Source organism: Amycolatopsis sp. NPDC051102 (assembly GCF_040682815.1).
In the GTDB taxonomy this organism is placed as follows: Bacteria; Actinomycetota; Actinomycetes; order Mycobacteriales; family Pseudonocardiaceae; genus Amycolatopsis.
In genome coordinates, this window is sequence record NZ_JBFBBT010000004.1 from 365,694 (window position 1) to 388,322 (window position 22,629).

At 72.2% G+C, this 22,629-nt stretch carries 27 protein-coding genes; 19 read left to right on the forward strand and 8 right to left on the reverse strand.

Annotated features, from left to right (window positions below):
- Nucleotides 1-128 precede the first annotated feature (128 nt).
- On the reverse strand, nucleotides 129-860 hold the full coding sequence (locus AB0M93_RS16095; RefSeq protein ID WP_364273780.1) for a FadR/GntR family transcriptional regulator: 732 nt from the start codon (nucleotides 858-860) through the stop codon (nucleotides 129-131).
- 80 nt (nucleotides 861-940) lie between these two features.
- Between AB0M93_RS16095 and AB0M93_RS16100 the strand changes: the two genes are divergently transcribed.
- The 3 genes from AB0M93_RS16100 to AB0M93_RS16110 are packed head-to-tail and all read left to right on the forward strand — an operon-like array spanning nucleotide 941 to nucleotide 3,107.
- Nucleotides 941-1,279, forward strand: a complete 339-nt coding sequence (locus AB0M93_RS16100; protein WP_364273783.1) for an L-rhamnose mutarotase — start codon at nucleotides 941-943, stop codon at nucleotides 1,277-1,279.
- A gap of 5 nt (nucleotides 1,280-1,284) precedes the next feature.
- Nucleotides 1,285-2,253 carry an aldo/keto reductase gene (locus AB0M93_RS16105; protein ID WP_364273786.1) on the forward strand — a complete coding sequence of 323 codons (969 nt, stop codon included), beginning with the start codon at nucleotides 1,285-1,287 and terminating at the stop codon, nucleotides 2,251-2,253.
- Nucleotides 2,250-3,107, forward strand: coding sequence for an amidohydrolase family protein (locus AB0M93_RS16110; protein WP_364273788.1), 858 nt, complete (start codon nucleotides 2,250-2,252; stop codon nucleotides 3,105-3,107). Before AB0M93_RS16105 ends, AB0M93_RS16110 begins: the two co-directional genes overlap by 4 nt.
- A gap of 34 nt (nucleotides 3,108-3,141) precedes the next feature.
- Here AB0M93_RS16110 and shbA read toward each other — a convergent pair whose 3' ends face one another.
- The 4 genes from shbA to AB0M93_RS16130 all read right to left on the reverse strand — a co-directional run bounded on the left by shbA (nucleotide 3,142) and on the right by AB0M93_RS16130 (nucleotide 5,604).
- On the reverse strand, nucleotides 3,142-3,798 hold the full coding sequence (gene shbA / locus AB0M93_RS16115; RefSeq protein WP_364273791.1) for an RNA polymerase sigma factor ShbA: 657 nt from the start codon (nucleotides 3,796-3,798) through the stop codon (nucleotides 3,142-3,144).
- A gap of 254 nt (nucleotides 3,799-4,052) precedes the next feature.
- A complete protein-coding gene (locus tag AB0M93_RS16120) occupies nucleotides 4,053-4,349 on the reverse strand; it encodes a DUF202 domain-containing protein (protein ID WP_364273794.1) in 297 nt (98 codons plus the stop codon).
- A 172-nt stretch (nucleotides 4,350-4,521) separates the two neighbouring features.
- The gene (locus AB0M93_RS16125) at nucleotides 4,522-4,875 is read right to left on the reverse strand and encodes a DUF202 domain-containing protein (protein ID WP_364273797.1); all 354 of its coding nucleotides are present in this window, start codon (nucleotides 4,873-4,875) and stop codon (nucleotides 4,522-4,524) included.
- A gap of 249 nt (nucleotides 4,876-5,124) precedes the next feature.
- Entirely contained in the window at nucleotides 5,125-5,604 is a 480-nt protein-coding gene (locus AB0M93_RS16130; protein WP_364273800.1) for a GtrA family protein, read from the reverse strand.
- A gap of 146 nt (nucleotides 5,605-5,750) precedes the next feature.
- Here AB0M93_RS16130 and AB0M93_RS16135 point away from each other — a divergent pair, with 146 nt between their 5' ends.
- The gene (locus AB0M93_RS16135) at nucleotides 5,751-6,161 is read left to right on the forward strand and encodes a hypothetical protein (protein WP_364273803.1); all 411 of its coding nucleotides are present in this window, start codon (nucleotides 5,751-5,753) and stop codon (nucleotides 6,159-6,161) included.
- Between the two features lie 81 nt (nucleotides 6,162-6,242).
- The gene (locus AB0M93_RS16140) at nucleotides 6,243-6,536 is read left to right on the forward strand and encodes an iron-sulfur cluster biosynthesis family protein (protein WP_020644357.1); all 294 of its coding nucleotides are present in this window, start codon (nucleotides 6,243-6,245) and stop codon (nucleotides 6,534-6,536) included.
- Between the two features lie 209 nt (nucleotides 6,537-6,745).
- On the opposite strand, the gene AB0M93_RS16145 is transcribed toward AB0M93_RS16140, so the two are convergent.
- The 3 genes from AB0M93_RS16145 to AB0M93_RS16155 form a co-directional block, all read right to left on the reverse strand.
- The gene (locus AB0M93_RS16145; RefSeq protein WP_364273806.1) at nucleotides 6,746-7,861 is read right to left on the reverse strand and encodes a glycerate kinase; all 1,116 of its coding nucleotides are present in this window, start codon (nucleotides 7,859-7,861) and stop codon (nucleotides 6,746-6,748) included.
- Nucleotides 7,858-8,802, reverse strand: a complete 945-nt coding sequence (locus AB0M93_RS16150) for a D-glycerate dehydrogenase (protein WP_364273809.1) — start codon at nucleotides 8,800-8,802, stop codon at nucleotides 7,858-7,860. Before AB0M93_RS16150 ends, AB0M93_RS16145 begins: the two co-directional genes overlap by 4 nt.
- 91 nt (nucleotides 8,803-8,893) lie before the next feature.
- Nucleotides 8,894-10,990, reverse strand: a complete 2,097-nt coding sequence (locus AB0M93_RS16155) for an alpha-galactosidase (RefSeq protein ID WP_364273812.1) — start codon at nucleotides 10,988-10,990, stop codon at nucleotides 8,894-8,896.
- A gap of 76 nt (nucleotides 10,991-11,066) precedes the next feature.
- On the opposite strand from AB0M93_RS16155, the gene AB0M93_RS16160 reads away from it, so the two are divergent.
- From AB0M93_RS16160 to AB0M93_RS16225, 14 genes are all read left to right on the forward strand, one after another.
- Complete coding sequence (locus tag AB0M93_RS16160) at nucleotides 11,067-12,257, forward strand: ROK family protein (protein WP_364273815.1); 1,191 nt, start codon at nucleotides 11,067-11,069, stop codon at nucleotides 12,255-12,257.
- 18 nt (nucleotides 12,258-12,275) lie between these two features.
- A complete protein-coding gene (locus tag AB0M93_RS16165) occupies nucleotides 12,276-13,538 on the forward strand; it encodes an extracellular solute-binding protein (protein ID WP_364274358.1) in 1,263 nt (420 codons plus the stop codon).
- On the forward strand, nucleotides 13,535-14,485 hold the full coding sequence (locus tag AB0M93_RS16170) for a sugar ABC transporter permease (RefSeq protein WP_364273817.1): 951 nt from the start codon (nucleotides 13,535-13,537) through the stop codon (nucleotides 14,483-14,485). Before AB0M93_RS16165 ends, AB0M93_RS16170 begins: the two co-directional genes overlap by 4 nt.
- Nucleotides 14,485-15,318, forward strand: coding sequence for a carbohydrate ABC transporter permease (locus AB0M93_RS16175; protein WP_364273820.1), 834 nt, complete (start codon nucleotides 14,485-14,487; stop codon nucleotides 15,316-15,318). The genes AB0M93_RS16170 and AB0M93_RS16175 overlap by 1 nt, the downstream gene beginning before the upstream one ends.
- A 20-nt stretch (nucleotides 15,319-15,338) precedes the next feature.
- Nucleotides 15,339-15,794 (forward strand): SRPBCC family protein, encoded by a 456-nt coding sequence (locus tag AB0M93_RS16180; protein ID WP_364273822.1) that lies wholly within the window; start codon nucleotides 15,339-15,341, stop codon nucleotides 15,792-15,794.
- 165 nt (nucleotides 15,795-15,959) lie between these two features.
- Entirely contained in the window at nucleotides 15,960-16,769 is an 810-nt protein-coding gene (locus tag AB0M93_RS16185; protein WP_364273825.1) for a CoA-transferase, read from the forward strand.
- Nucleotides 16,766-17,524, forward strand: coding sequence for a CoA-transferase subunit beta (locus tag AB0M93_RS16190; RefSeq protein WP_364273828.1), 759 nt, complete (start codon nucleotides 16,766-16,768; stop codon nucleotides 17,522-17,524). Before AB0M93_RS16185 ends, AB0M93_RS16190 begins: the two co-directional genes overlap by 4 nt.
- The gene (locus AB0M93_RS16195) at nucleotides 17,521-18,702 is read left to right on the forward strand and encodes a thiolase family protein (protein ID WP_364273831.1); all 1,182 of its coding nucleotides are present in this window, start codon (nucleotides 17,521-17,523) and stop codon (nucleotides 18,700-18,702) included. Before AB0M93_RS16190 ends, AB0M93_RS16195 begins: the two co-directional genes overlap by 4 nt.
- Before the next feature lie 13 nt (nucleotides 18,703-18,715).
- On the forward strand, nucleotides 18,716-19,453 hold the full coding sequence (gene pcaH / locus AB0M93_RS16200; protein WP_364273834.1) for a protocatechuate 3,4-dioxygenase subunit beta: 738 nt from the start codon (nucleotides 18,716-18,718) through the stop codon (nucleotides 19,451-19,453).
- Nucleotides 19,450-20,004 (forward strand): protocatechuate 3,4-dioxygenase subunit alpha, encoded by a 555-nt coding sequence (gene pcaG, locus AB0M93_RS16205; protein ID WP_364273837.1) that lies wholly within the window; start codon nucleotides 19,450-19,452, stop codon nucleotides 20,002-20,004. The genes pcaH and pcaG overlap by 4 nt, the downstream gene beginning before the upstream one ends.
- A 5-nt stretch (nucleotides 20,005-20,009) precedes the next feature.
- Complete coding sequence (pcaD, locus tag AB0M93_RS16210) at nucleotides 20,010-20,795, forward strand: 3-oxoadipate enol-lactonase (RefSeq protein WP_364274361.1); 786 nt, start codon at nucleotides 20,010-20,012, stop codon at nucleotides 20,793-20,795.
- The gene (gene pcaC / locus AB0M93_RS16215; RefSeq protein WP_364273839.1) at nucleotides 20,792-21,193 is read left to right on the forward strand and encodes a 4-carboxymuconolactone decarboxylase; all 402 of its coding nucleotides are present in this window, start codon (nucleotides 20,792-20,794) and stop codon (nucleotides 21,191-21,193) included. Before pcaD ends, pcaC begins: the two co-directional genes overlap by 4 nt.
- A 10-nt stretch (nucleotides 21,194-21,203) precedes the next feature.
- Entirely contained in the window at nucleotides 21,204-22,034 is an 831-nt protein-coding gene (locus AB0M93_RS16220) for an IclR family transcriptional regulator C-terminal domain-containing protein (protein ID WP_364273842.1), read from the forward strand.
- Entirely contained in the window at nucleotides 22,027-22,629 is a 603-nt protein-coding gene (locus tag AB0M93_RS16225) for a nucleotidyltransferase family protein (protein ID WP_364273845.1), read from the forward strand. The genes AB0M93_RS16220 and AB0M93_RS16225 overlap by 8 nt, the downstream gene beginning before the upstream one ends.

The following is a 22,629-nucleotide window of genomic DNA, read 5'->3' on the forward strand; positions in this document are numbered from 1 at the left end:
ACACCCCCACCCCCGCCCCCCCCCCGTGTACTGCCCCTAGGTCGCGTGGCGCGGGGGTCTGTTCGTGGGGGCCCCGGGGGTCCACACCCCCCAACCCCCCCCACGACCGCGGGGAGGTGGGTGTGGTGCTACGAGGCTTCCGCGGCCGGCTCGGCGTCCGAGTCGGGCACCGTCGGGTCGTCCGCGGTGCCGAGCGCGTTGCGCAGCCACTGCTCCACGCCCGCGACGTGCACGGTCGCCCACGAGCGGGCCAGTTCCGGCTCGCGCGCGGCGATGGCCTCGTAGATCGCCGTGTGCTGTTCGCGGGTCTTCGCGACCGCGCCCTCCTGCGTGAGGCCGCGCCAGATCCGGGCGCGGGCGGTCGGCCCGGACAGGCTGTCGAGCAGCGAGCAGAGCACGGGGTTGCCGGACCCGTCGGCGATCTTGCGGTGGAACTGCAGGTCGTTGGCGACCAGCGCCTCCACGGTCGGCGAGTCCTCCAGCTCGCTGAGCAGCGTGCCCAGCTCGGTGATGTCGTCGTCGCTCATGTGCAGCGCGGCCAGCGCGGTCGCGGCGGGCTCCAGGATGCGGCGCACGGCCAGGAAGTCGAGGACGGTGTCGTCGCGGTGGAAGTCGACCACGAACGTCATGGCGTCGAGCAGCAGGTTGGGCTCGAGGCTGGTGACGTACGTGCCGTCGCCCTGCCGGACGTCCAGCACGCGGATCAGGCACAACGCCTTCACGGCCTCCCGCAGGGAACTGCGCGACAGCCCGAGCCGCTGGGCCAGCTCGGCCTCCTTGGGCAGCCGGTCGCCCGGGGCGAGCTCCCCGGAGATGATCATGTCCTTGATCTTGTCGATCGCGACATCGGTGACGGGCATCGTGTCCGCCCTTCCCTGCAACAGACCTCGGATGTTTCGTGTTCCACCCCAGCGTGCCATGTTCCGGCGAAGGAGTGGTGATGACCCACCAGCCCGCACCTCAAAGAGTGGCCCTGCACACCCGGCTCAAACCGGGCAAGGAGGCCGAGTACGAGTCCGTCCACGCGGTCATCCCGCCCGAGCTCGACACGGCGTTGCGCGAAGCCGGCGTGCGGACGTGGCGGATCTGGCGTAACGGTCTCGACCTCTTCCACGTCGTCGAAGTGGACGACTACGCGGCGATGCGGGCAGCGTTGCGGGACCACCCCGCGAACGTCCCGTGGCAGGCCAGGATGGCCGAGCTGCTGGCCGTCGAAGACGACTACTCCGGCGGCGACAGCGGCATCGGGCTGGTCTGGGAACTGCCGGAAAAGGAGTGACGGCGTTGGAACTCCCCCTCTCCCCGCTCGGTCTCGGCTGCGCGCAGCTGGGCAACCTCTACCACGCGATCAGCGACGAGACGGCGGCCGCGACCGTGCGCCGCGCGTGGGACGAGGGCATCCGGTACTTCGACACCGCACCGCACTACGGCCTCGGCCTGTCCGAGATCCGGCTCGGTGCGGCACTGCGCGCGTTCCCGCGTGCGGAGTACGTGCTCTCCACGAAGGTCGGGCGCGTGCTCGAGCCGAACCCGGACGGCGCCGGCGAGCGGGACGACGAAGGCTTCGTCGTCCCGGCCGCGTACAAGCGCCGGTGGGACTTCAGCCGCGACGGCGTCCTGCGGTCGTTCGAGGAGAGCCTGACCCGGCTCGGGCTCGACCGCGTCGACATCGTCTACGTCCACGACCCCGACGACCACTTCGACGAAGCCCTGCGCGGCGCCTTCCCGGCGCTGCGCGAACTGCGGGAGCAGGGCGTGATCGGCGCGTTCGGCGCCGGCATGAACCAGACGCGGATGCCCGCCGAGTTCGTCCGCCGCACCGACCTCGACATCCTGCTCGTGGCCGGCCGCTACACGCTGCTCGGCCAGCCGGCGCTGGACGAGCTGTTCCCGCTGTGCGCCGACCGCGGCGTCACGGTGGTCGTCGGCGGCGCGTTCAACGGCGGCATCCTGGCGACGGCCGAGCCGGGGCACGTCTACGACTACGCCGAGGCGCCGCCGGAGCTGGTCGAGCGGGCGCGGCGCATCGCCGAAGTCTGCGCGCGGCACGGCGTCGAGCTGCCGGAAGCGGCGCTGGCCCTGCCGATGGCGCATCCCGCGGTGGCGTCGGTGGTCGTCGGCGCGCATGATCCGGAGCAGGTCGGGGTCAACGCGCGGCGCGCGCGGGCCGCCGTGCCGCCGCAACTGTGGACCGAGCTCGTCGACGCGGGCCTGCTGCGCGCCGACGTCGTCATCACCGAAGGAGTCTCATGATCGACGCGCACCACCACCTGTGGGACCCGTCGCGGCGCGAGTACCCGTGGATGGCGGGGGACGCGCTCGACCCGATCCGCCGCCCGTACACCGTCGACGACCTGCGCGCGGTGACCAAGGCGGCCGGGGTGCACGCGACGATCCTGGTCCAGACGGTGTCGTCGGCGACGGAAACCGAAGAGTTCCTCGCGACGGCAGCGGCCGAACCGGTGATCGCGGGCGTGGTCGGCTGGGTGGACCTGGCGGCCCCGGACATCGCCGACCGGCTGGCCGAGCTGGCCGGGCTGGGGCCGCTGGTGGGGCTCCGGCACCAGGTGGAGACCGAACCGGACGAGGACTGGCTGCTGCGTCCCGCGGTGCTGGCCGGGCTCAGCACGGTGGCGGCGGCGGGCCTGGCGTTCGACCTGCTGGTCCGGTCGCCCCAGCTGCCCGCGGCGACCGAAGTCGCGTTGCGCCTGCCGGAGCTGCGCCTGGTCCTCGACCACGCGGCGAAGCCCCCGATCGCGACGGGGGAGTGGGAGCCGTGGGCGTCCGGCGTGGCCGCGCTGGCCGCGCGCGAGAACGTGGTGTGCAAGCTGTCCGGGCTGGTCACCGAGGCCGACTGGTCGGCGTGGGAGGTCGGCCACCTGCGCCGGTACGTCGACCACGTGCTGGACGTGTTCGGCCCGGACCGGCTGATGTACGGCTCCGACTGGCCGGTCTGCGAACTGGCGGCGTCCTACGAGGTGGTCCTGGACGCGGCGATCGCCCTGACGGGCTCGCTGTCGGACGCGGAACGCCTGGCGGTGTTCGAACACAACGCCCGCACGGCCTACGGCTTGGATGCGAGCGGGGACACCCCGTCCAGGGGGTGAAAGGGTGTCCCCGCCCGCCGCTTGAGGTGGTCTGTCAGAACTCGTCGTCGTGGATCATGCCGCGCAGCCGGGTGAGGGCCCGGTGCTGCGTCACGCGGACGTTGCCCGGGGAGATCCCGAGCGCTTCGGCGGTTTCGGTGGCCGAGAAGCCGACGGCGATGCGCAGGGTCAGGATCTCCTGCTGCACGCGCGGCAGCGAGGCGAGCAGCTTGCCCAGCCGGGCGCCGAGGTCCAGGTGCAGGGCGTGGCTTTCGGGCTCGTTGCCGGCGACCAGCGGGCGCTCGGGGAGCTCGGGAACGGGCTCGGAGCGGTCGCGGGCGACGGCGCGGTAGGCGTCGGCGACCTTGTTCGCGGCGATCGCGTGGACGAGGTAGAGGAAGGAGCCGCCGCGGTCCTGGTAGTCGGGCAGGGCCTTGAGGACGGCGAGGCAGACTTCCTGGGCGACGTCGTCGGCCGAGAGGTAGGACAGGTCGCGCCCGCCCATCCGCGCGCGGCAGTAGCGGACCACCACCGGCTCGATCATCTGGAGCAGGGAGTGGATGGCGGCCGGGTTGCCCCCGCCCGCGTCCTTCACCAGGGGATCGAGATCCTCCTTGGTGAGCCGCCCGCTCGGGCGGGGCAGATGCTCGGGAGTCCGATAATCGCGAAGCGCGGAAGCGGATTCCTCGGTGGTCCTCGGCGGTGCTGTCATGGTCGTCTCCCCGGCCGACCCTCGACCGTCGCTTGCCGGGGGTTCAACACTCCGTAACTGTTCCATCGCAGATGCTCCGAGAGATCCGGGCCGATCTGCGCTCCGTGCGACGCTGGGTAATCGTAAGCACCTCCACCCGAGTCAGTCCAGATTTCAACGACCAATACCCCGTTAGCAGGAGCGACCGTGATGTTCCCGCGACCAGGCGCCGCACATTGCGATTAATCGGTTTCAGGATGTGCCGACTTCACTCGTCAGTGGAGGATGAGCACGGAGGCGGCAGTCGCGGTCACGGCGAGCGACGCGATCGCGGGCAGTGCGGGGCTCGGCGGGCCGGGTTCGGGGGCGCGCAGGGCGCGTTCCCGCCGCGCTCCGACGGCCGCGAGCAGGGCAGATGTAACGGCGGAGAGCAGCACGGGGATGAGACCGAGGCCCCAGTGGTGCTGCGCGGCCGAGTGAAGGAGCAGCACGGTGCAGGCGGCGGAGGCCAGTGCGGTCCGTCGCCAGGCGAGCCCGGTGCGTTCGGCCTGGGCCCCTGCGGGGGTGGTCACGGGCGATTCCGCGGGGTCGTGACGGTACTTATGACGTCGCGATAATCGCGAACCAGCGGTATTCGCGGCTGACGTCCCGGGCCGGCCGCGGCGGCCGGGCGGTCCTGCCAGGTATACCGCGCGCCGGAGCGGCCGTCCCCGGTCGTCACCGTCCGCTGCGAGTTCGTGTCCCTCACGAGACCACCAGCAACACGGCCGCGGCGACGATGAGCACCAGCAGCCCGCCGGTCAGCACCAGGATCAGCCGGCTCGGCGGCAGCGGTTCCCCGGCCCGCATGGCGATCTGAACGCGCCGCCACCGCGGGTAGGCGGTCGCGGCGAGCACCCCGGCGAGCAGGACGCACAGCCCGGCGAGCACGGCGCTGGCACCGGCAGGCGACGGCACCAGCTGGTGCACGGCCACGCCGCCCGCGAGCAGCCCGAGGGCGGTGCGGAGCCAGGCGAGGAAGGTACGTTCGTTGGCCAGCGTGAACCGGTAGTCCGGTTCGGTGCCGCCCGCATGGGGCTTGATGTCGTCCGGGGCCACGCCCGCACGCTAGCCGGTGTCCGCGGCGGCGGCCGTTCGATGCAGGACGGGCGGGTCGGCGGAGGGGGGCGTCCGGCGCGGCGGGCGAGTCCCGTGGGCGCGGCGGCTGGTTTGCGGGCGCGGCGTAGGGGGTTCGTGCGGCCCGGCGCGGCGGGCGAGTCTCGGGGCGCGTCGTCCGGTTTGCGGCGGGGTCGGCGCGGCGGAGGAGTTCGTCGGCGTCGGCCGGCGTGGCCGGTGCGGCCGCCGGTGTCAGGCGGCGGGCGTGGCCGCGGCGGGTTCGGTCTGGTGCGCGAAGACCCACCAGCGCAGCACGGCGAACCGCACGAAGCCGCCGACCAGGCTGGCCAGCAGGAGCGTGCCGGTCTCCTCCCACGACGTCGGCCGGTCGACGACGGCGTCGAGGACCGCGAGCACGGCCGAGCCGTACCCGGCGTAGAAGGCGAACGTGAGCAGGTCCTGCAGGTGCCGCTTCCCGGCGTTGCTGCGCCGGCCGGCGAAGGTGACCCGGCGGTGGAACTCGGTGTTGCCGACCGTGGTGAGCGCGATCGCGACCAGGTTCGCGATCTGGGCACCGAGCTCGTCACGCAGCAGGAGGAACAGGGCGGCCTGGACGCCGGTCGTGACCACGCCGGCCACCACGTACCACGCGGCGTGCGTGCCGAGCTCGTGGTGGCGGTCCGGGTCGGTGGCGAGCAGCCGGCGATCCGGTGCGCACCTGGTGGTGGCCATGATCCCAACGTACCCTGCGTTCACAATCTTGTGAATGTGTTAAACCCGTTGAAGAAATGTGATCCCCATGACACCGTGGGGGTTTCGCGGCCCCGACCGGCGGGGTAGGTCACCGGCGACGACACTTCCGACGCCAGGAGACACCTGTGAGTGACCGTGACTCGGCCGAACCGCAAAGCCTGAGCCCCAGCGAGGCGCTGGACGAGGACGAGCTGCGCGTGGACCCGCTCGAAAAGGGCATCGAGCCGCCCGAGCACTGGAGTGCGGCGAACCGCTTCGGCACGACGCCGCGGGAGATCCGCGAAGGCGAGCCGATGGCGCTGCGCCTGTCCGAAGAGGTGCCGGACACCGAGCCGGAGCCGATCCCGGACCGCCCGCTCGCGGCGACGCCGGCGGCGGAGCTCGACGAGACGATCGAGGACGCCCCGGCGGACTTCGAGCCGGTGGTCCCGGAGGACACGGTGCCGCAGCGGCACACCGGCCCGGACCGGGGCGAACAGGCGATCTACGCGGGCGAGTCGGTGGCCGACGCCATCCGCGCGTCCCGGGAGGGCTGATCCGCTCAGCCTGCACACCCGTTCGGGCGCCCCTAGCGTGGGGCACCAGTGCATCGGACCGCGACGAAGGGAAGGCCGAAGATGCTGACCGTGACCGAAGCCGCCGCCGAGGCGATCACCGCACTGACGAGCCAGGGAGAGGGTGACGCCGGGCTGCGCCTGGCGGTCCAGAACGCCGACGGGGAAAGCGCCCAGCTGGCCCTGTCGGTGGCCCCCGAACCGGCAGAGGGCGACAGCGTGCTGGGAGCGGAGGAGGGCCCGAAGGTCTTCCTCGAGCCCCAGGCGGCGGCCCTGCTCGACGACAAGGTGCTGGACGTCCAGGAGGACGAAGCGGGCGGTGTGGCGTTCGCCGTGCTGCCCCAGCACACCAGCTGACCCCAGCGGACGGGCCTTTCGCCATCGGGTGCGGCAGGCCCGTCCGCCGGCGGCCGGCGGGCCAGCCCGCGGTGAATCCGCTGCGCGCCACGGCTTGCGCCGCCCGGCTTGGGCTGCTCGACCCGGCAGCGCCCCGCTTGGTCGCCGCCGCGCGCCACGACCGGCGCCTTATCGCCTCAACTCGGCCCTGAACGAATCGTGTGCCGTCTTCACCCCTCCCGCCAGGCGCGCACCAATGCCGCCGCCCGTTCCCGCAGCAGTTCCGCCGCATGAGCGCGCGCGTAGTCCAGCGAAGGCGCGTGGTCGATCAACGCGCTGCTCCCCACCACCCCCAGCCGCGCCAATCCCGCCGCATCGAGCTGGATCCGCCCGGCCAGCACCAGCAACGGAATCCCGCGAGCCCGCTCGGCGATCCCCGCCGGTGCCTTGCCGTTGAGGCTCTGCTCGTCCAGCGACCCCTCGCCGGTGATCACCAGGTCCGCGCCCGCCAGTGCCCGATCGACCCCCGTCAACCCGGCGATGAGATCGAACCCGGACTCCACCCGAGCGCCGAGAGCGATCGCCGCGGCCGCGACCCCGCCGCCCGCTCCGGCCCCCGGCACCCGTGTCACGTCCGGTGCGCCACCCACCTGCAACGCGTGCGCCCATCGCCCCAGCGCTTCGTCGAGCGCCGCCACTTCCGCCGGCCCCGCGCCCTTCTGCGGCCCGAACACCGCTGCCGCGCCTTCCGGGCCCAGCAACGGGTTCGTCACGTCGGTCGCCACCGCCACCCGCACGCCGTCCAGGCGTTCCCGCACCGGGGCGAGCTCGGCCGAGGCCACCCGCCCCAACGTCCCGCCGCCCAGGCCGACCGGTGCGCCGAACGCGTCCAGTACCCCCGCGCCGAGCGCGCCGAGCATCCCGGCGCCGCCGTCCGTGCTGGCCGTGCCGCCGACCGTCAGCACCAGCCGCTTCGCGCCGTGGATCAGCGCGTCCGCCAGCAGTTCGCCGACGCCCCACGTGTGCGCGGCCAGTGCCGTGGCCGGCGAAGGGTCGACGAATTCGATGCCGCACGCCCGCGCCGATTCGACGTACGCCGTGCCGTCCAGCACGGCGTACCGCGCGTGCACGGATTCCTCGAGCGGCCCGCGGACCGTCAGCCGCACGATCCGCGCGCCCGCCGCTTCCAGGACGTCCAGCGTGCCTTCGCCGCCGTCGGCCACCGGGCAGGTGACGATGTCCGCGTCCGGCAACGCATCCCGCACCCCGAGCGCGATCGCCTCCGCGGCCTCGACCGCCGTGAGGCTGCCCTTGAACTTGTCCGGCGCGATGACGACCCTGGTCACGGCTTCACCTCCGTCAGCGGGGGACGCCCGGCAAGCACCGCCGCGACGTTGCGCGCGGCCAGCACGGCCATCGCGGTGCGCGTCTCGACCGTGGCCGACCCCAGGTGCGGGCTCAGCACCACGTCGTCCCGGCCGAGCAGCCGCGGTTCGACGTCGGGCTCCTTCTCGAACACGTCGAGCGCCGCGCCGGCGATCTCCCCGGCTTCCAGCGCGTCGGCCAGCGCGGCTTCGTCGACCACCGGGCCGCGGGTCGTGTTCACCAGGTACGCGCCGGGCTTCATGGCGCGCAACGCGGCGGCGTCGATGAGGTGCCGCGTCTCGGGCGTCAGCGGGCAGTGCAGTGAAACGACGTCCGAGCGCGCCAGGAGTTCCTCGAACGACACGTATTCGGCGTCCGTGTCCTGCTTCGACCGTCCTGAGTAGACGATCGGCATCCCGAACGCCGACGCCCGGTTCGCCATCGCCCGCCCGATCTGCCCGAACCCGACGATGCCGAGCGTCTTGCCCTGCAGCCCGGAACCGAGCAGGAACCCGAGGTGGAACGACCACGGCGTGCGCGAGCGCAGCAGCCGTTCGCCCTCGCCGATCCGCCGCGTGACGGCCAGCAGCAGGCCGAAGGCGAGGTCGGCGGTGGCGTCGGTGAGCACGCCCGGGGTGTTGGTGACGACGATCCCGCGCCGGGCCAGCGCCGGGACGTCGACGTTATCGTACCCCACGGCCACGTTCGCGACCACCTTCAGCCCGGGGCCGGCGGCGTCGGCCAGCGCACCGTCGAGCCGGTCGTGCAGCATGCCGACGACGGCCGACGCCCCGGCCACGAACTCGTGCAGTTCGGCAGGCGTCAGCGGACGATCGGCGGGGGAGACCTCCACATCGCCTGCCTCGGCGAGGAGCTTCACCGCGTCGTCGGGAATCCATCGGGTCACCGCGATCTTGGCCACGACGACAGACTAGGCCACGCCACCGACGTTTTCGGGGGTTCGGGTGGCGGAGCCCCCGACCTGGGGCGAAGCCCCGGATGTCACCGACAATTCAGCCCACGCGCGTCAGCCGCACCACCGCACTCGCGTACCCGCTGCCGGGCATCGGCACGTCGAGGCCGTGGCTCAGCAGCACGGCCCCGTGGTGCACGACGCCGTCCTGATCGCGGTACAGCCCGGCCGGATCCAGTCCTGCGAGCCGCGGCGGGGTGAACGGCCGCGCGAACTCCGTCGGCCGCCGCCAGAAGAGCACGACCACGTCGTCACCCAGCACGTACTGCACGGCCGTCAGCGCCGAGACCGCCGGATCCGCCAGCCGGTACAGCACCCCGTGCTGCACCACGGGCCGGATCTCCTTGTACAGCGCCACGAGCGACGCCGCTTCGGCGAGTTCGGCCGGAGTCCAGCGCGGCAGGTCGCCGCCCAGGCCGAGCACGCCCGCCATCGCCACGTGGAACCGGAAGCTCAGCGGCGCTTCCCGGCGCGTGGCCGGGTTCGGGCTGTCGGTGACCCACGCGGACATCGTGCCGGCCGGGTAGATCTGGCCGTAGCCGTGCTGGATGGTGATCCGGTCGGCGGCGTCGGTGTTGTCCGACGCCCAGATCTCGTCGGTGCGCGCGAGGATGCCCAGGTCGGTGCGCCCGCCGCCGCCCGCGCAGCCCTGGATCCGCAGGTCCGGGTGGTCGGCGCGCAGCCGGTCCAATATCGCGTACACCGCGCGCACGTGACCGACCCACAGCCGCTGCGCGTCCGGGCCCGCTTCGGGCCAGCCCGCCTCGGTGAACGCGCGGTTCATGTCCCACTTGAGGTAGTCGATGCCGTGCTCGCCGACCAGCCGGTCGAGCCACTTGTGCGCCCAGTCCGCGACGTCCGGCCGCGCGAAGTTCAGCACGAGCTGGTTGCGCAACGTCGTGCGTGACCGGTTCGCCATGTGCAGCACCCAGTCCGGGTGCGCGCGGTAGAGGTCGCTGTCCGGGTTGACCATCTCCGGCTCGACCCACAGCCCGAACTGCATCCCGTGCGCGTGCACGGCGTCGGCCAGCGGCCGCAGCCCCTGCGGGAAGCGCTGTTCGTTGGCGATCCAGTCGCCCAGCCCGGCGGTGTCGCCGGTGCGGGCGCCGAACCAGCCGTCGTCCATGACGAACAGTTCCGCGCCCAGCTTCGCGGCGGCCTCGGCGAGCGAAGTTTCGGTCCGCTCGTCGACGTCCCAGCCCGTGGCCTCCCAGGAGTTGTAGACGATCGGCCGCAGCTCGTCCGGGTGCGGCTGGACGAACTCGCGGACGTACGCGTGCCACCGCCGGCTGGTCCCGCCGAAGCCGTCGGCCGCGTAGAGCCCGGCGAACACCGGCGTCTCCCACGTTTCGCCCGGCTGCAGCCGCCAGGCGACGTGCTCGTGCCCGAACCCGCCGGTCCACGTGACGCGGCCGGTGTGCGTGCGCTCCACCGTGATCCGCCAGCTCCCGCTCCACGCCAGCGCCGAGGACCACACCTCGCCGGCGGTCTCCGTCGCGTCGCCCGCGTCGAGCATCACCCACGGGTTGACCTGGTGGCCGGAGGCGCCGCGGCGGCTGGTGAGCGTGGTTTCGCCGACCGGCACCGGTTCGCGCCGCACGCCGTACTCGGCGCTCCACGCCCCCGACGTCCGGGTCAGCCGTGCGCCGTCGCGCCGGGGGAGCGTCCACGACGCGGAATCGGTGCGCAGCAACGCGATCGGCTCGCCGGATCCGGTGTGCCGCAGCGACGTCCAGCGTTCGACGACGTCGCCGCGCACGCGGTAGTGCAGGGCGAGCACCAGCGGGTAGTGGCGGTCGGCGAGCCGCACGACGAGCACGTCGTCTTCGAGTGCGAAGCCGTCGTAACGCCACTCGAGCGCCGACGTCCCGTCCGCGTACCGCACGGCGAGGGCCGCGACGCCGAAGAACGCACCGCCCTCGGCCGGGAGTTCCTGCCGGTCGTCGCCGGGCTCGTCGAAGCTGCTGTCGGCCGGGTTGCGGCGCGCGGCGACCTGCGTGGCCTGGGCCAGCGTCAGCGGCGAGCCCCAGTGGACGTGCCGCGGCCGGTCGTCCTCGTCCAGCCGGAAGGCGTACGAGCTGTCGGGGGTGCGCAGCAGCCAGAGCCGGTGCGCGGGGTCGTGTTCGACGAGCGACATGGCCGACAGCGTAGAGCTGACCAGGGCAAAAATAAATTCTTGACGAAGTTAATTAAATCTCTCTACCCTTCCGGCCATGCCTCGCAGTGCACCGGCAAGGGCGCCGATCACCAGCCCCGCGGCCGCGACCGTGTTCACCACGGTCCTCACCGAAGGGCCGGTTTCCCGCGTCGACGTCGCCCGCCGCACCGGGCTCTCCTCCGCCGCGGTCACCAAGGCCGCCCGGCCCTTCATCGAAGCCGGCTACCTCGAAGAGCTCGCCTCGGAAGGCCGCACCGCGCCCGGCGCGGGCCGGCCCGCGAACCCGCTGGCCATCCGTCCCGACCGCGAGTACTTCGTCGGCGTCAAGATCACCGGTGACGACCTGATCGGCGTGGTCACCGACCTGCGCGCCGACGTCCGGGCCAGCGCCCACCACGCGTTGAGCAGCCACGACACCGGCCACGTCGTCCGCGCGCTGGCCGATCTCGTCGGCGAGCTCCTGTCCGGCACCACCCCCGACGGCACCGGCAATCTGCGCGACCGCGCCTACTGCCTCGGCGTCGCGGTCTCCGGTGACGTCGACCGCGCGTCCGGCGTCGTCCGGTATTCGCCGTTCCTCGGCTGGCGGGACGTCCCGCTGGCCGAGCTGCTCGACGAAGCCACCGGCCTGACGACGACGCTGGAGAACGACGTCAAGGCCCTCGCGGTCGCCGAGCAGTGGTTCGGCGAAGGCGTCGGCGCGTCGTCGTTCGCGCTGGTCACGGTGGGGACGGGGATCGGCAGCGCGCTCGTCGTGCACGGTGACCTGGTCCGCGGCGCGCACGGCGTCGCGGGCGAGATCGGGCACGTCCCGGTCGCCGACGGCGGACCGTCCTGCCACTGCGGCGGCCAGGGCTGCGTCGAGGCGATCGCGTCCACCGAAGCGATCCTGACGCGCGCCCGGCAGGTCACCGGCGAAGCGACGTTGTCGATGGACGACGCCGTGACGCGCGCCCGCGGCGGCGACGAACCGCTGCGGGAGGTGTTCGCCGGGGCGGGCCACGCGATCGGGCTGGGGCTGGCCGCGCTGGTCAACCTGTTCGGCCCGGAACGGGTGGTGGTGTCCGGCGAGGGCGTCGCCACCTACGACCTGTTCGAGGAGCAGATCCGCCGGACCTTCGCGGTCCAGGCGTTCGGCAGTGCCGCGCGGTGCGGCCTGGTCATCCGGCCACTGCCGTTCGAGGAGTGGGCCCGGGGCGCCGCCGCCGTCGCCGTCCAGAGCCTTTTCGTGTCCGACAGCGTCTAAGGAGACCCCGTGAGCCCCATGAATCGCCGAAGCTTCCTGGTCGGTTCCGTCCTCTTCGCCGGGGGAGCGGCCCTCGCGGGCTGCACTTCGGACCCGTTGAACAAGAACGCCTCCTCCGGCGCGAAAGTCACGCTGCAGCAGTGGTACCACGCGTACGGCGAATCCGGGACGCAGCAGGCCGTCCAGCGGTACGCGCAGGAGTTCACCAAGGCCAACCCGGACATCGCGATCAACGTCAGCTGGATCGCCGGCGACTACGAGACCAAGCTGAACTCCGCGATGCTGACCGCCCAGGCACCGGACCTGTTCGAGCTGGGCGACTTCCGGTACCAGAACGTCAAGAACGGCCTGCTCGCGCCGCTCGACGACGTTGTCGGCCCGGTCAAGGGCGACTTCAGTCCAGCCGCGCTGGACACCGTCACCGTCGAGGGCAAGGTCTACGGCGTCAAGATGATCGACGACGTCATGATGCTGTACTACCGCAAGAGCGCGCTGCAGGCCGCGGGCGTCCAGCCGCCGCAGACGTTCGCCGAACTCCTCGAAGCGACGCGGAAGCTGAACAACGGCAAGCAGAAGGGCCTGTACGTCGGCACCGACGGCGTCGGCGAAGCGGCGACGCTGCTGCTCTGGTCGTCCGGCGGCGACTTCTTCGACAGCAGCGGCAAGAAGGTCGCCTTCGCTTCGCCCGAGGCGATCGCCGCGATCGGCGGCCTCAAGCAGCTGCACGACACCGGCGGCCTGCTCCAGGGCTACCCGACCGACTGGTCCGACCCCGGCGCGTTCACCGGAGGCGCCACGGCCATGCAGTGGGGCGGCCTGTGGTCGCTGCCGGACATCAAGAAGGCGCTGGGCGACGACTTCGGCGTCGTCGCGTGGCCGAAGTTCGGGGACGCCGGCAAGCAGGTCGCGCGCGTCGGCGGCTGGTACCAGCTGGCCAACGCCAAGTCGGCCAACTTGGACGCCGTCAAGAAGTACATCGACTGGCTGTGGATCAAGAACGCCGACCTGCAGAAGGACTGGTGCGTCAAGTACGGCTTCCACATCCCGGCCCGCAAGGAGGTCGCGGCGCGGACGACCGAGTTCTCCAGCGGTCCCGCGAAGGACGCCGTGACGATCTCGCAGCAGTACGGCAAGTCGTACTCGGGCCTGTGGAACAAGGCGTCGGCGACGCTGTTCCTGCAGGCCGCGACGAAGATCGCCAACGGTCAGGCCGATCCGGCCGCCGAGCTCGGCGACGCGGCGAAGAAGGCACAGGCCGAAGTCGACAAGCAGCTGGCATGACGGCCCTGATGGAAGCTCCGGCGGTCACGGTGGCGCCGGCGAAGAGGCGGCGTCGCGACTGGCGGGCGATCGGCGCGTTCGCGGTGCTCACCGGGCCGGTCGTGCTCGGGCTCGGGCTGTTCAAGTACGTCGCCATCGCGTGGAGCTTCCTGCTCAGCTTCAACGACGCCCGCGGCACCATCACGCTCGGGAACTGGATCGGCTTCGGCAACTACGCGTTCCTGCTCGGCGACGACGCCTTCCTGACGTCGTTGTCGACGATCGCGATCTTCACGGTCTTCATCGTCCCGATCACCTTCGTCGCTTCGCTCGGTCTCGCGGTGCTCATCAACAGCATCCGGCGCGGCAAGGCGTTCTTCCGGACGGTGTTCCTCGTCCCGGCCGCGGTGTCGTACGTCGTCGCGGCGCTGGTGTGGAAGATGGCGCTGTTCAACGGCCTCCCGTCCGGCGTCGCCAACGTCGTCGGCGGGCTGTTCGGCGCCGACCCGGTGCCGTGGCTGTCGACGACGAGCCCGCCGGTGTACTGGGTCGCGGTGGTGACGCTGCGGCTGTGGCTGCAGGTCGGGCTGTACATGATCCTGTTCCTGGCCGGACTGCAGGCGATTCCGCCGTCGCTGTACGAAGCCGGCGAGCTCGACGGCACGACGAAGTGGCAGGCGTTCCGCTACATCACGCTGCCCCAGCTGCGGAACACGTCGGTGGCGGTGCTGCTGCTCATCCTGATCGCGGCGTTCCAGGCGTTCGACGAGTTCTACAACCTGTTCGGCACCGGGCTTTCCGGCACCGCGACCGCGCCGGTGAAGCCGCCGCTGGTCTACCTCTACGACTCCGCGCTCGGCGACCAGAACTACGGCGTCGGCTCGGCGGGCGCGTTCCTGCTGACGGTGATCATCATCGTGATCACGCTGCTGCAGGGCCGGTTCGTCGGCTTCGGGAAGAAGGACTGATGGCCGTTCTCCCCGTCTCCCGGAAGGCGCCGAAGTACGTTCTCGCGTCCGTCCTTTCGGTGATCTTCCTGCTGCCGTTCTACATCATGCTGCGCAACGCGCTGATGACGCGGCAGCAGGTCAGCTCGCCGGACTGGTCCTGGCTGCCGGACCCGCTCTCGTGGGTGAACTTCGGCGACCTGTTCGCCGACGCGTCGGTGCCGATGGCGCACTCGCTGTGGAACTCGTTCCTGGTCGCGGTGGTGACGGCCCCGGTCGGCACGCTGTTCGGCTCGATGGCCGGGTACGCGCTGGCCCGGATCGACGTGCCGGGCCGTCGTGCGGTGTTCACCTACGTGCTGGTCACGCTGATGATCCCGCAGTCGGTGACGTTCGTGCCCACGTTCGTCGTCGTCGGCTCCCTGGGCGGGGTGAACACCGAATGGGGCATCATCGCGCCGAACCTGTTCAGCGCGTTCACCGTGATCCTCTTCCGGAACTTCTACCTGCGGTTCCCCGTGGAGCTCGAAGAAGCGGGCCGGCTCGACGGGCTGGGCTACCTGGGCGTCTACCGGCGGCTGGTCCTGCCGAACTCGGGCAGCATGATCGCCTCGCTCGGCGCGCTGATGTTCATCGAAAGCTGGAACGCGTTCCTGTGGCCGCTGGTGATCGGGCAGGACCCGTCGTCGTGGACCGCGCAGATCGCGCTCTCGACGTTCCTGACCGCGCAGTCGGTCAACCTGCCGGCGCTGTTCGCCGGCGCGCTCGTCACCATCGCGCCGCTGGTCGCGATGTTCCTGGTCGCCCAGCGGTTCATCGTCCGCGGGATCGCGGCGAGCGGGCTCAAGGAGTAGGCACGCCGTAGGGTCGCCCCATGACGCGTTTCGAGGTGACCACCGGCATCGCGGCGCCGCCGAGGCGCGTCTTCGAACTCTCGCTGGAGGTCGAGGTGCACACCGCCTCGATGGCCGGCTCCGGGGAGCGGGCGATCGGCGGCGTCACCTCGGGGCGGATGCAGCTCGGGGACACCGTCACCTGGCAGGCCCGGCACTTCGGCCTGCGCTGGCGGATGACCTCCCGCATCAGCGCCTGCGAGCCGCCCGGCTACTTCGTCGACGAGCAGGTCGCGGGCCCGTTCGAGCGGTGGCACCACGCCCACCACTTCGAGCCGGACGGCGCCGGCGGCACCGTCATGTGCGACGTCATCGACTTCGCCGCCCCGCTCGGCCCGCTGGGGACGGTCGCCGAGCGGACCGTGCTCGGCTGGTACATGCCCCGGCTCATCCGGCTCCGCAACGAGCACATCCGGAACGCCGCCGAGACGGCCTGAGCCCGTTCTGCTTCTCTCACTGCTTTCTCGCTGCCCAGCGAGAAAGCCGGTTTCGACGTGCGCGCGTCATCCATTGGGTGGAAGACGTCTGGTCGGTCCGCGGGTCACCGTGCTATGTTCGGTTGCAGAACGAGTGTGCGTGATGCGAACAGAGCGGAGGGTGTGGTGGCGGAGCTGCTGTCGCTGGAGGAGGCCGTGGGCCGGCTGGTGCACGACGGCGACACCGTCGCGCTCGAAGGGTTCACGCACCTCATCCCGGTCGCGGCCGGGCAGGAGATCATCCGGCAGCGCCGCCGGGATCTGGCGCTCGTGCGCATGACCCCCGACATCGTGTACGACCAGCTCATCGGTGCCGGGTGCGCGCGCAAGCTGATCTTTTCCTGGGGTGGCAACCCGGGAGTCGGTTCGCTGCACCGCTTCCGCGACGCCGTCCAGCACGACTGGCCGGTGCCGCTGGAGATCGAGGAGCACAGCCACGCGGGCATGGCGAACCGGTACGTCGCCGGCGCGTCCGGCCTGCCGTTCGCGGTGCTGCGCGGCTACACGGGCACCGACCTGCCGGCGCAGACGGACACGATCAAGCCGATCACCTGCCCGTTCACCGGCGAACGGCTCACCGCGGTGCCGGCGCTGAACCCGGACGTCTCGATCGTCCACGCCCAGCGCGCCGACCGGGCCGGGAACGTCCAGATGTGGGGCATCACCGGCGTCCAGAAGGAAGCGGTGCTGGCGGCGAAGCGGTCCCTGGTGACGGTCGAGGAGATCGTCGACGAACTCGAGCCCCGACCGGGCGCGGTCGTGCTGCCGGCCTGGGTGGTCACGGCGGTGGCCGAGGTCCCGGGCGGCGCGAAGCCGTCGTACGCGGCCGGGTACTACGAGCGGGACAACGCGGCGTACCAGGCGTGGGACGAGGTGGGCCGCGACCGCGAAGAGTTCACGAAGTGGCTGAACGAGCTGACCGGGGTGACGGCATGAGCGCGGAGTACACGGCCGACGAGATGATGAGCGTCGCGGCGGCCCGCGCGCTCGGCGACGGCACGTCCTGCTTCGTCGGGATCGGCCTGCCGAGCAAGGCGGCGAACCTCGCCCGCCGCGCGCACGCCCCGAATCTGACGCTCATCTACGAGTCCGGCTGCCTGGGCGCCAAGCCGTCCCGCCTGCCGTTGTCCATCGGCGACGGCGAGCTGGCCGACACGGCGGACGCGGTGATCAGCGTGCCGGAGGTGTTCAACTACTGGCTCCAGCCCGGCCGGATCGACGTGGGCTTCCTGGGCGCGGCCCAGCTGGACAAGTTCGGCAACATCAACACCACGGTGATCGGCTCGGACTACCACGACCCGAAGGTCCGCCTCCCGGGCGCGGGTGGGGCCCCGGAGATCGCGGCCTCGTGCGGTGAGGTGTTCATCGTCCTGCGCCAGAACCCCCGGGCCTTCGTGGAGAAGGTCGACTTCGTGACGTCCTTCGGCCACGGCACGGGCAAGGGCGACCGCGAGAAGCTCGGCCTCCCGGGCCGGGGCCCGACGCTGGTGGTGACGGACCTGGGTCTGCTGCGTCCCGACCCGGAGACGGCGGAGCTGACCCTGACCGAACTGCACCCGGGCGTGGACCTCGACCGCGCCGTCGCGGCCACGGGGTGGAAACTGAAGGTGTCCGACGACCTCGCGACCACCCCGGCCCCCACGGAGCAGGAGCTGACCCTCCTGCGAGACCTGGAGAAGGCAAGCGCATGACCGACGTCTACATCCTCGACGCGATCCGCACCCCGTTCGGCCGTTACGGCGGCGCGCTGGCCGGCGTCCGCCCCGACGACCTGGCCGCCGGCGTCCTGCGTGCCCTGCAGCAGCGCAACGACCTCGATCCGTCCACAGTGGACGAAGTCACCCTCGGTGACGCCAACGGCGCGGGCGAGGACAACCGCAACGTCGCCCGCATGGCCACGCTCCTCGCGGGCTGGCCGACGAGCGTCCCCGGCAGCACCGTCAACCGGCTCTGCGGCTCGGGGCTCGACGCCGCGATCCAGGCCAGCCGGGCGATCCAGACCGGCGACGCCTCCCTCGTCGTCGCCGGCGGCGTCGAGTCGATGACCCGCTCGCCGCTGGTCATGCCCAAGCCCGAGAAGGCGTTCCCGGCCGGCAACCAGACCCTCTACAACACCGCGCTGGGCTGGCGCATGGTGAACCCGGCGATGCCGTCGCAGTGGACGATCTCCCTCGGCGAGTCCACCGAGCAGCTCGCCGAGCGCTACGGCATCGGCCGCGACGAGCAGGACGCCTTCGCCGCCCGCAGCCACGTCAACGCCGCCAAAGCGTGGGACGAGGGCTTCTACGACGACCTCGTGGTCCCGGTCGAGGGGGTGGAGCTGACCCGAGACGAAGGCATCCGCCCGGACTCCAGCCCCGAGAAGCTGGCCAAGCTCAAGCCCGTTTTCCGCAAGGAGAACGGCACTGTCACCGCGGGCAACGCCTCTCCGCTCAACGACGGTGCCTCCGCCCTCCTCCTCGGCGACGAGACGGCCGCGAGCCGCCTCGGCAAGGCGCCGCTCGCCCGGATCGCCGGCCGCGGCGCGGCGGGCGTCGACCCGGACGTGTTCGGCATCGGCCCGGTGCGCGCGGCGGAGATCGCCCTCGAACGCGCCGGCATCGGCTGGGACGACCTGGCCGCGGTCGAGCTCAACGAAGCCTTCGCCGCGCAGTCGCTGGCCTGTCTGCGCGACTGGAAGAAGCTGGACCCGACGATCGTGAACACCCACGGCGGCGCGATCGCCATCGGGCACCCGCTCGGCGCCTCCGGCGGCCGGATCCTCGGCACCCTGGCGCACGACCTGCACCGCCGCGGCGGGGGCTGGGGACTCGCCGCCATCTGCATCGGCGTCGGCCAGGGCCTGGCCGTCGTCCTCGAAGGCCGGTAAGAGGGAGAGAAACGTGGCCACTCCGACCGAACTCAGGCTGCCGCGCTACGGGGAAGACCCCGAAGGCACGCACCCGCCCCTCGACTCCAGCGGCTACCGCTCGACGGCGCTGCGGCACCCGAAGCAGGACCTCGTCCTGCTGCCGCAGATGCTGACCGAGGTCACCGGCCCGCTGCTCGGGCCCGGCCGGCTCGGCGAGCACGACAACGACCTCACCCGGCAGCACGCCGGCGAGCCGCAGGGCCAGCGGATCATCGTCACCGGACGGCTCCTCGACGGCGACGGCCGCCCGGTGCGCGACTCGCTCGTCGAGATCTGGCAGGCCAACGCGGGCGGCCGCTACCGGCACACCGGCGACCGCTGGCCGTCGCCGCTGGACCCGAACTTCGACGGCGTCGGGCGCACCCTGACCGACAGCGACGGCCGGTACACCTTCACCACGATCAAGCCCGGTGCGTACCCGTGGAAGAACCACGACAACGCCTGGCGTCCCGCGCACATCCACTTCTCGGTGTTCGGGTCGGCGTTCACCCAGCGGCTGGTCACCCAGATGTACTTCCCGGACGACCCGCTGTTCTCCCAGGACCCGATCTTCAACTCGATCCCGGACGAGCGGGCCCGGCAGCGGATGGTCTCGCGCTACGACCACGAGATCACCCAGGCCGAGTGGGCGCTGGGCTTCCAGTTCGACATCGTGCTGCGGGGGCGCGACGCGTCGGTGTTCGAAGAGGAAGAGGACGAGGACGAATGACCCAGCTGCTGCCCACCCCTTCACAAACCGTCGGCCCGTACCTTTCGATCGGGCTGCCCTGGCCGGATGGCCCCCAGGTGGTGCCCGAGGGCACGCCCGGCGCGTTCTGGATCCGCGGCACCGTCCGGGACGGCAACGGCGACCCGGTCCCGGACGCGATGATCGAGACGTGGCAGGCCGACCCGGACGGCGGCTTCCGCCACCCCGACGACCCGCGCGGCGAGGCGTCCGGCGAATTCCGCGGCTTCGGCCGCTGCCCGACGAACCCCGACGGCACGTACGGCATCCTCACCGTGCTGCCGGGCGTCGTCCCCGGCGAAGGCGGCACCGTGCAGGCCCGGCACATCGACGTGTCGGTGTTCGCGCGCGGCCTGCTCAACCGGGTCGTCACGCGCATCTACTTCGCGGACCAGGACAACACCGGCGACCCGGTGCTGGCGACGGTCCCGGAGGAGCGGCGCGGCACGCTGATCGCGGCGAAGACCGAGGACGGCTACCGCTTCGACGTCCGGCTGCAGGGAGACGGCGAGACCGTCTTCTTCCGGGTGTGACGCCCGTGGGTGCCGTGCAGCTGCACCGGGTCGTGGACGGCCCGGCGGACGGGCCGGTGGTCGTGCTCGGCGGGTCGCTCGGCAGCGACCTGCGGATGTGGGAACCCCAGGTCGCCCCGCTGGTCGAGCGCGGGTTCCGGGCGGTCCGGTACGACACGCGCGGGCACGGCGCCTCGCCGGTCCCCCCGGGCCCCTACGAGCTCGACGACCTGGGTGCCGACGTCCTCGCGCTGCTCGACGACCTCGGCGTCGCGCGGGCGCACCTGGTGGGCCTGTCGCTCGGCGGGATGACCGGGATGTGGCTCGGCGTCCACGCCCCGGACCGGGTCGCGAGCCTGGTGCTCTGCTGCACGTCCGCGAAGCTCGGCCCGCCGGAGATGTGGGCGGAGCGGGCGCGGACGGTCCGCGCCGAAGGCACCGCGGCGATCGCCGCGGCCGGGGTGAGCCGCTGGCTGACCCCGGGCTACATCGAGCGTCACCCGGACCGGGCGGAGTTCCTGCGGGCGATGATCGCGGCGGTCCCGGCGGCCGGCTACGCGGCGTGCTGCGAAGTGATCGAGCGGATGGACCAGCTCGACAGCCTGCCGAAGATCAGCGCCCCGACGCTGGTGATAGCGGGCGCCGAGGATCCGGCCACGGCCCCGGAGGAGCACGCGCGGCCGATCGCCGAGGGCATCCCCGGCGCGCGGCTGGAGGTCGTGGCCGGCGCCGCGCACCTGGGCAGCTACGAGCGGCCGGCGGAGTTCACCCGGCTGATCCTGGACCACCTGGACCACTGGGAGCGAACGTGACGGACCGCCACGAGCAGGGCATGAAGGTGCGGCGCGAGGTGCTCGGCGACGAGCACGTCGACCGCGCGGTCGCGGGCACGACGGAGTTCAGCCGCCCGTTCCAGGACTACATCACCGAGGGCGCGTGGGGCTCGGTGTGGGCCCGCGACGGCCTGGACCGCCGCACGCGCAGCTGCGTGACGCTGGCGGCGCTGACGGCGCTGCAGGCGCACAACGAGCTGGCGATGCACGTCCGGGCGGCGGTTCGCAACGGCTTGACAGCGGCGGAGATCAGCGAGGTCCTGCTGCACACGGCGGTGTACGCGGGCGCTCCGGCGGCGAACGCGGCGTTCGCGATCGCCCAGCGCACCCTGGCCGAGCTCGGCGAGCCGGGCGCCCTGCCCGCCGACGCCGGATAAAGTGCCGGGCATGGACGTGGGGAGGCCGATCGAAGCCGAGCCGGGCGGCGAGCCGGCGCACCGTGGGGCGCACCACGTGCAGTCGCTGGAGCGCGGGCTGGCGGTGATCAAGGCGTTCCACACGGGCGCGGCGGAGCTCACCCTGAGCGACGTCGCCCGGGCGACGGGCCTCACCCGCGCGGCGGCCCGCCGGTTCCTCCTGACCCTGACCGACCTCGGTTACGTCCGCACCGACGGCAAGTACTTTTCGCTGACGGCCCGGGTCCTGGAGCTGGGCTACGCGTACTTGTCGAGCATGACGTTGTCCGAGGTGGCGCAGCCGCACCTGGAGCAGCTGTCCGCGCGCGTGCACGAATCGAGCTCGGTCTCGGTCCTGGACGGCACGGACATCGTCTACGTGTCGCGGGTCGCGGTGTCCCGCATCATGACGGTGAGCATCAACGTGGGCACCCGCTTCCCGGCCCACGCGACGTCGATGGGTCACGTCCTGCTGGCCGGCCTCAGCAAGGTGGAGCTGGAGGCATACTTCCTGGTGGCCAGCCTGGACCGCCTGACCGACCACACGGTCACGGCGGCCGACCCCCTGCGCGCCGAGCTGGCCAAGGTGAAGGACCAGGGCTGGGCCATGGTGGACCAGGAGCTGGAGGAAGGCCTCCGCTCGGTGGCGGCCCCGATCCGCAACCGCCGGGGCCGCGTGGTGGCGGCGGTCAACCTGTCGACGCACGCAAGCCGCACCACGGCCGAGTCGGTGGAGCGAGACCTGGTTCCCCCGCTCTTGGAGACGGCCCAGGCGATCGAGGCGGACCTGGCCATCGGCGCCTCGGACCGAGCCCATGGCTGAGCAGGGGATTCGTCCCGCGGGGCGAGTCGCCGGGCTGCTGCTCGCCGCCGGGGCCGGGCGGCGGTTCGGCGGTCCCAAAGCCCTCGCCGAAATCGACGGCGAACCCCTCGTCCTCCGCGCTCTCCGCACCCTGACCGCCGCCGGCTGTGATCCCGTGCGGGTCGTCGTCGGCGCCGCCGCCGACCAGGTGCGGGCCCTTCTCCCGGATCCCTCCCAAGCCGTCGTCGCCGAAGACTGGGCCACCGGCATGGGCGCCTCCCTGCGCGCCGGCCTCGCCGCCCTGGCCGCCGGCCCAGAACCCGTCGCCGCGCTCGTGCACCTCGTCGATCTGCCGTGGGTCGGGCCCGAAATCCTCACCCGCGTTGCCGCCCACGCCGCCTTCGGCACCGTCGCCCGTGCCGCCTATGACGGGACGCCCGGGCACCCTGTCCTCCTCGGCCGCCGGTGGTGGCCCGAGATCGCCGGAACCGCCCGCGGCGACCGGGGCGCGCGGGACTGGCTGGCCACCCGGGCCGACCTGACGCTCGTCGAGTGCGGTGACCTCGGCAGCGGGCGGGACGTCGACCGGCCCGCCGACCTCCCGGGACCGGCGTGA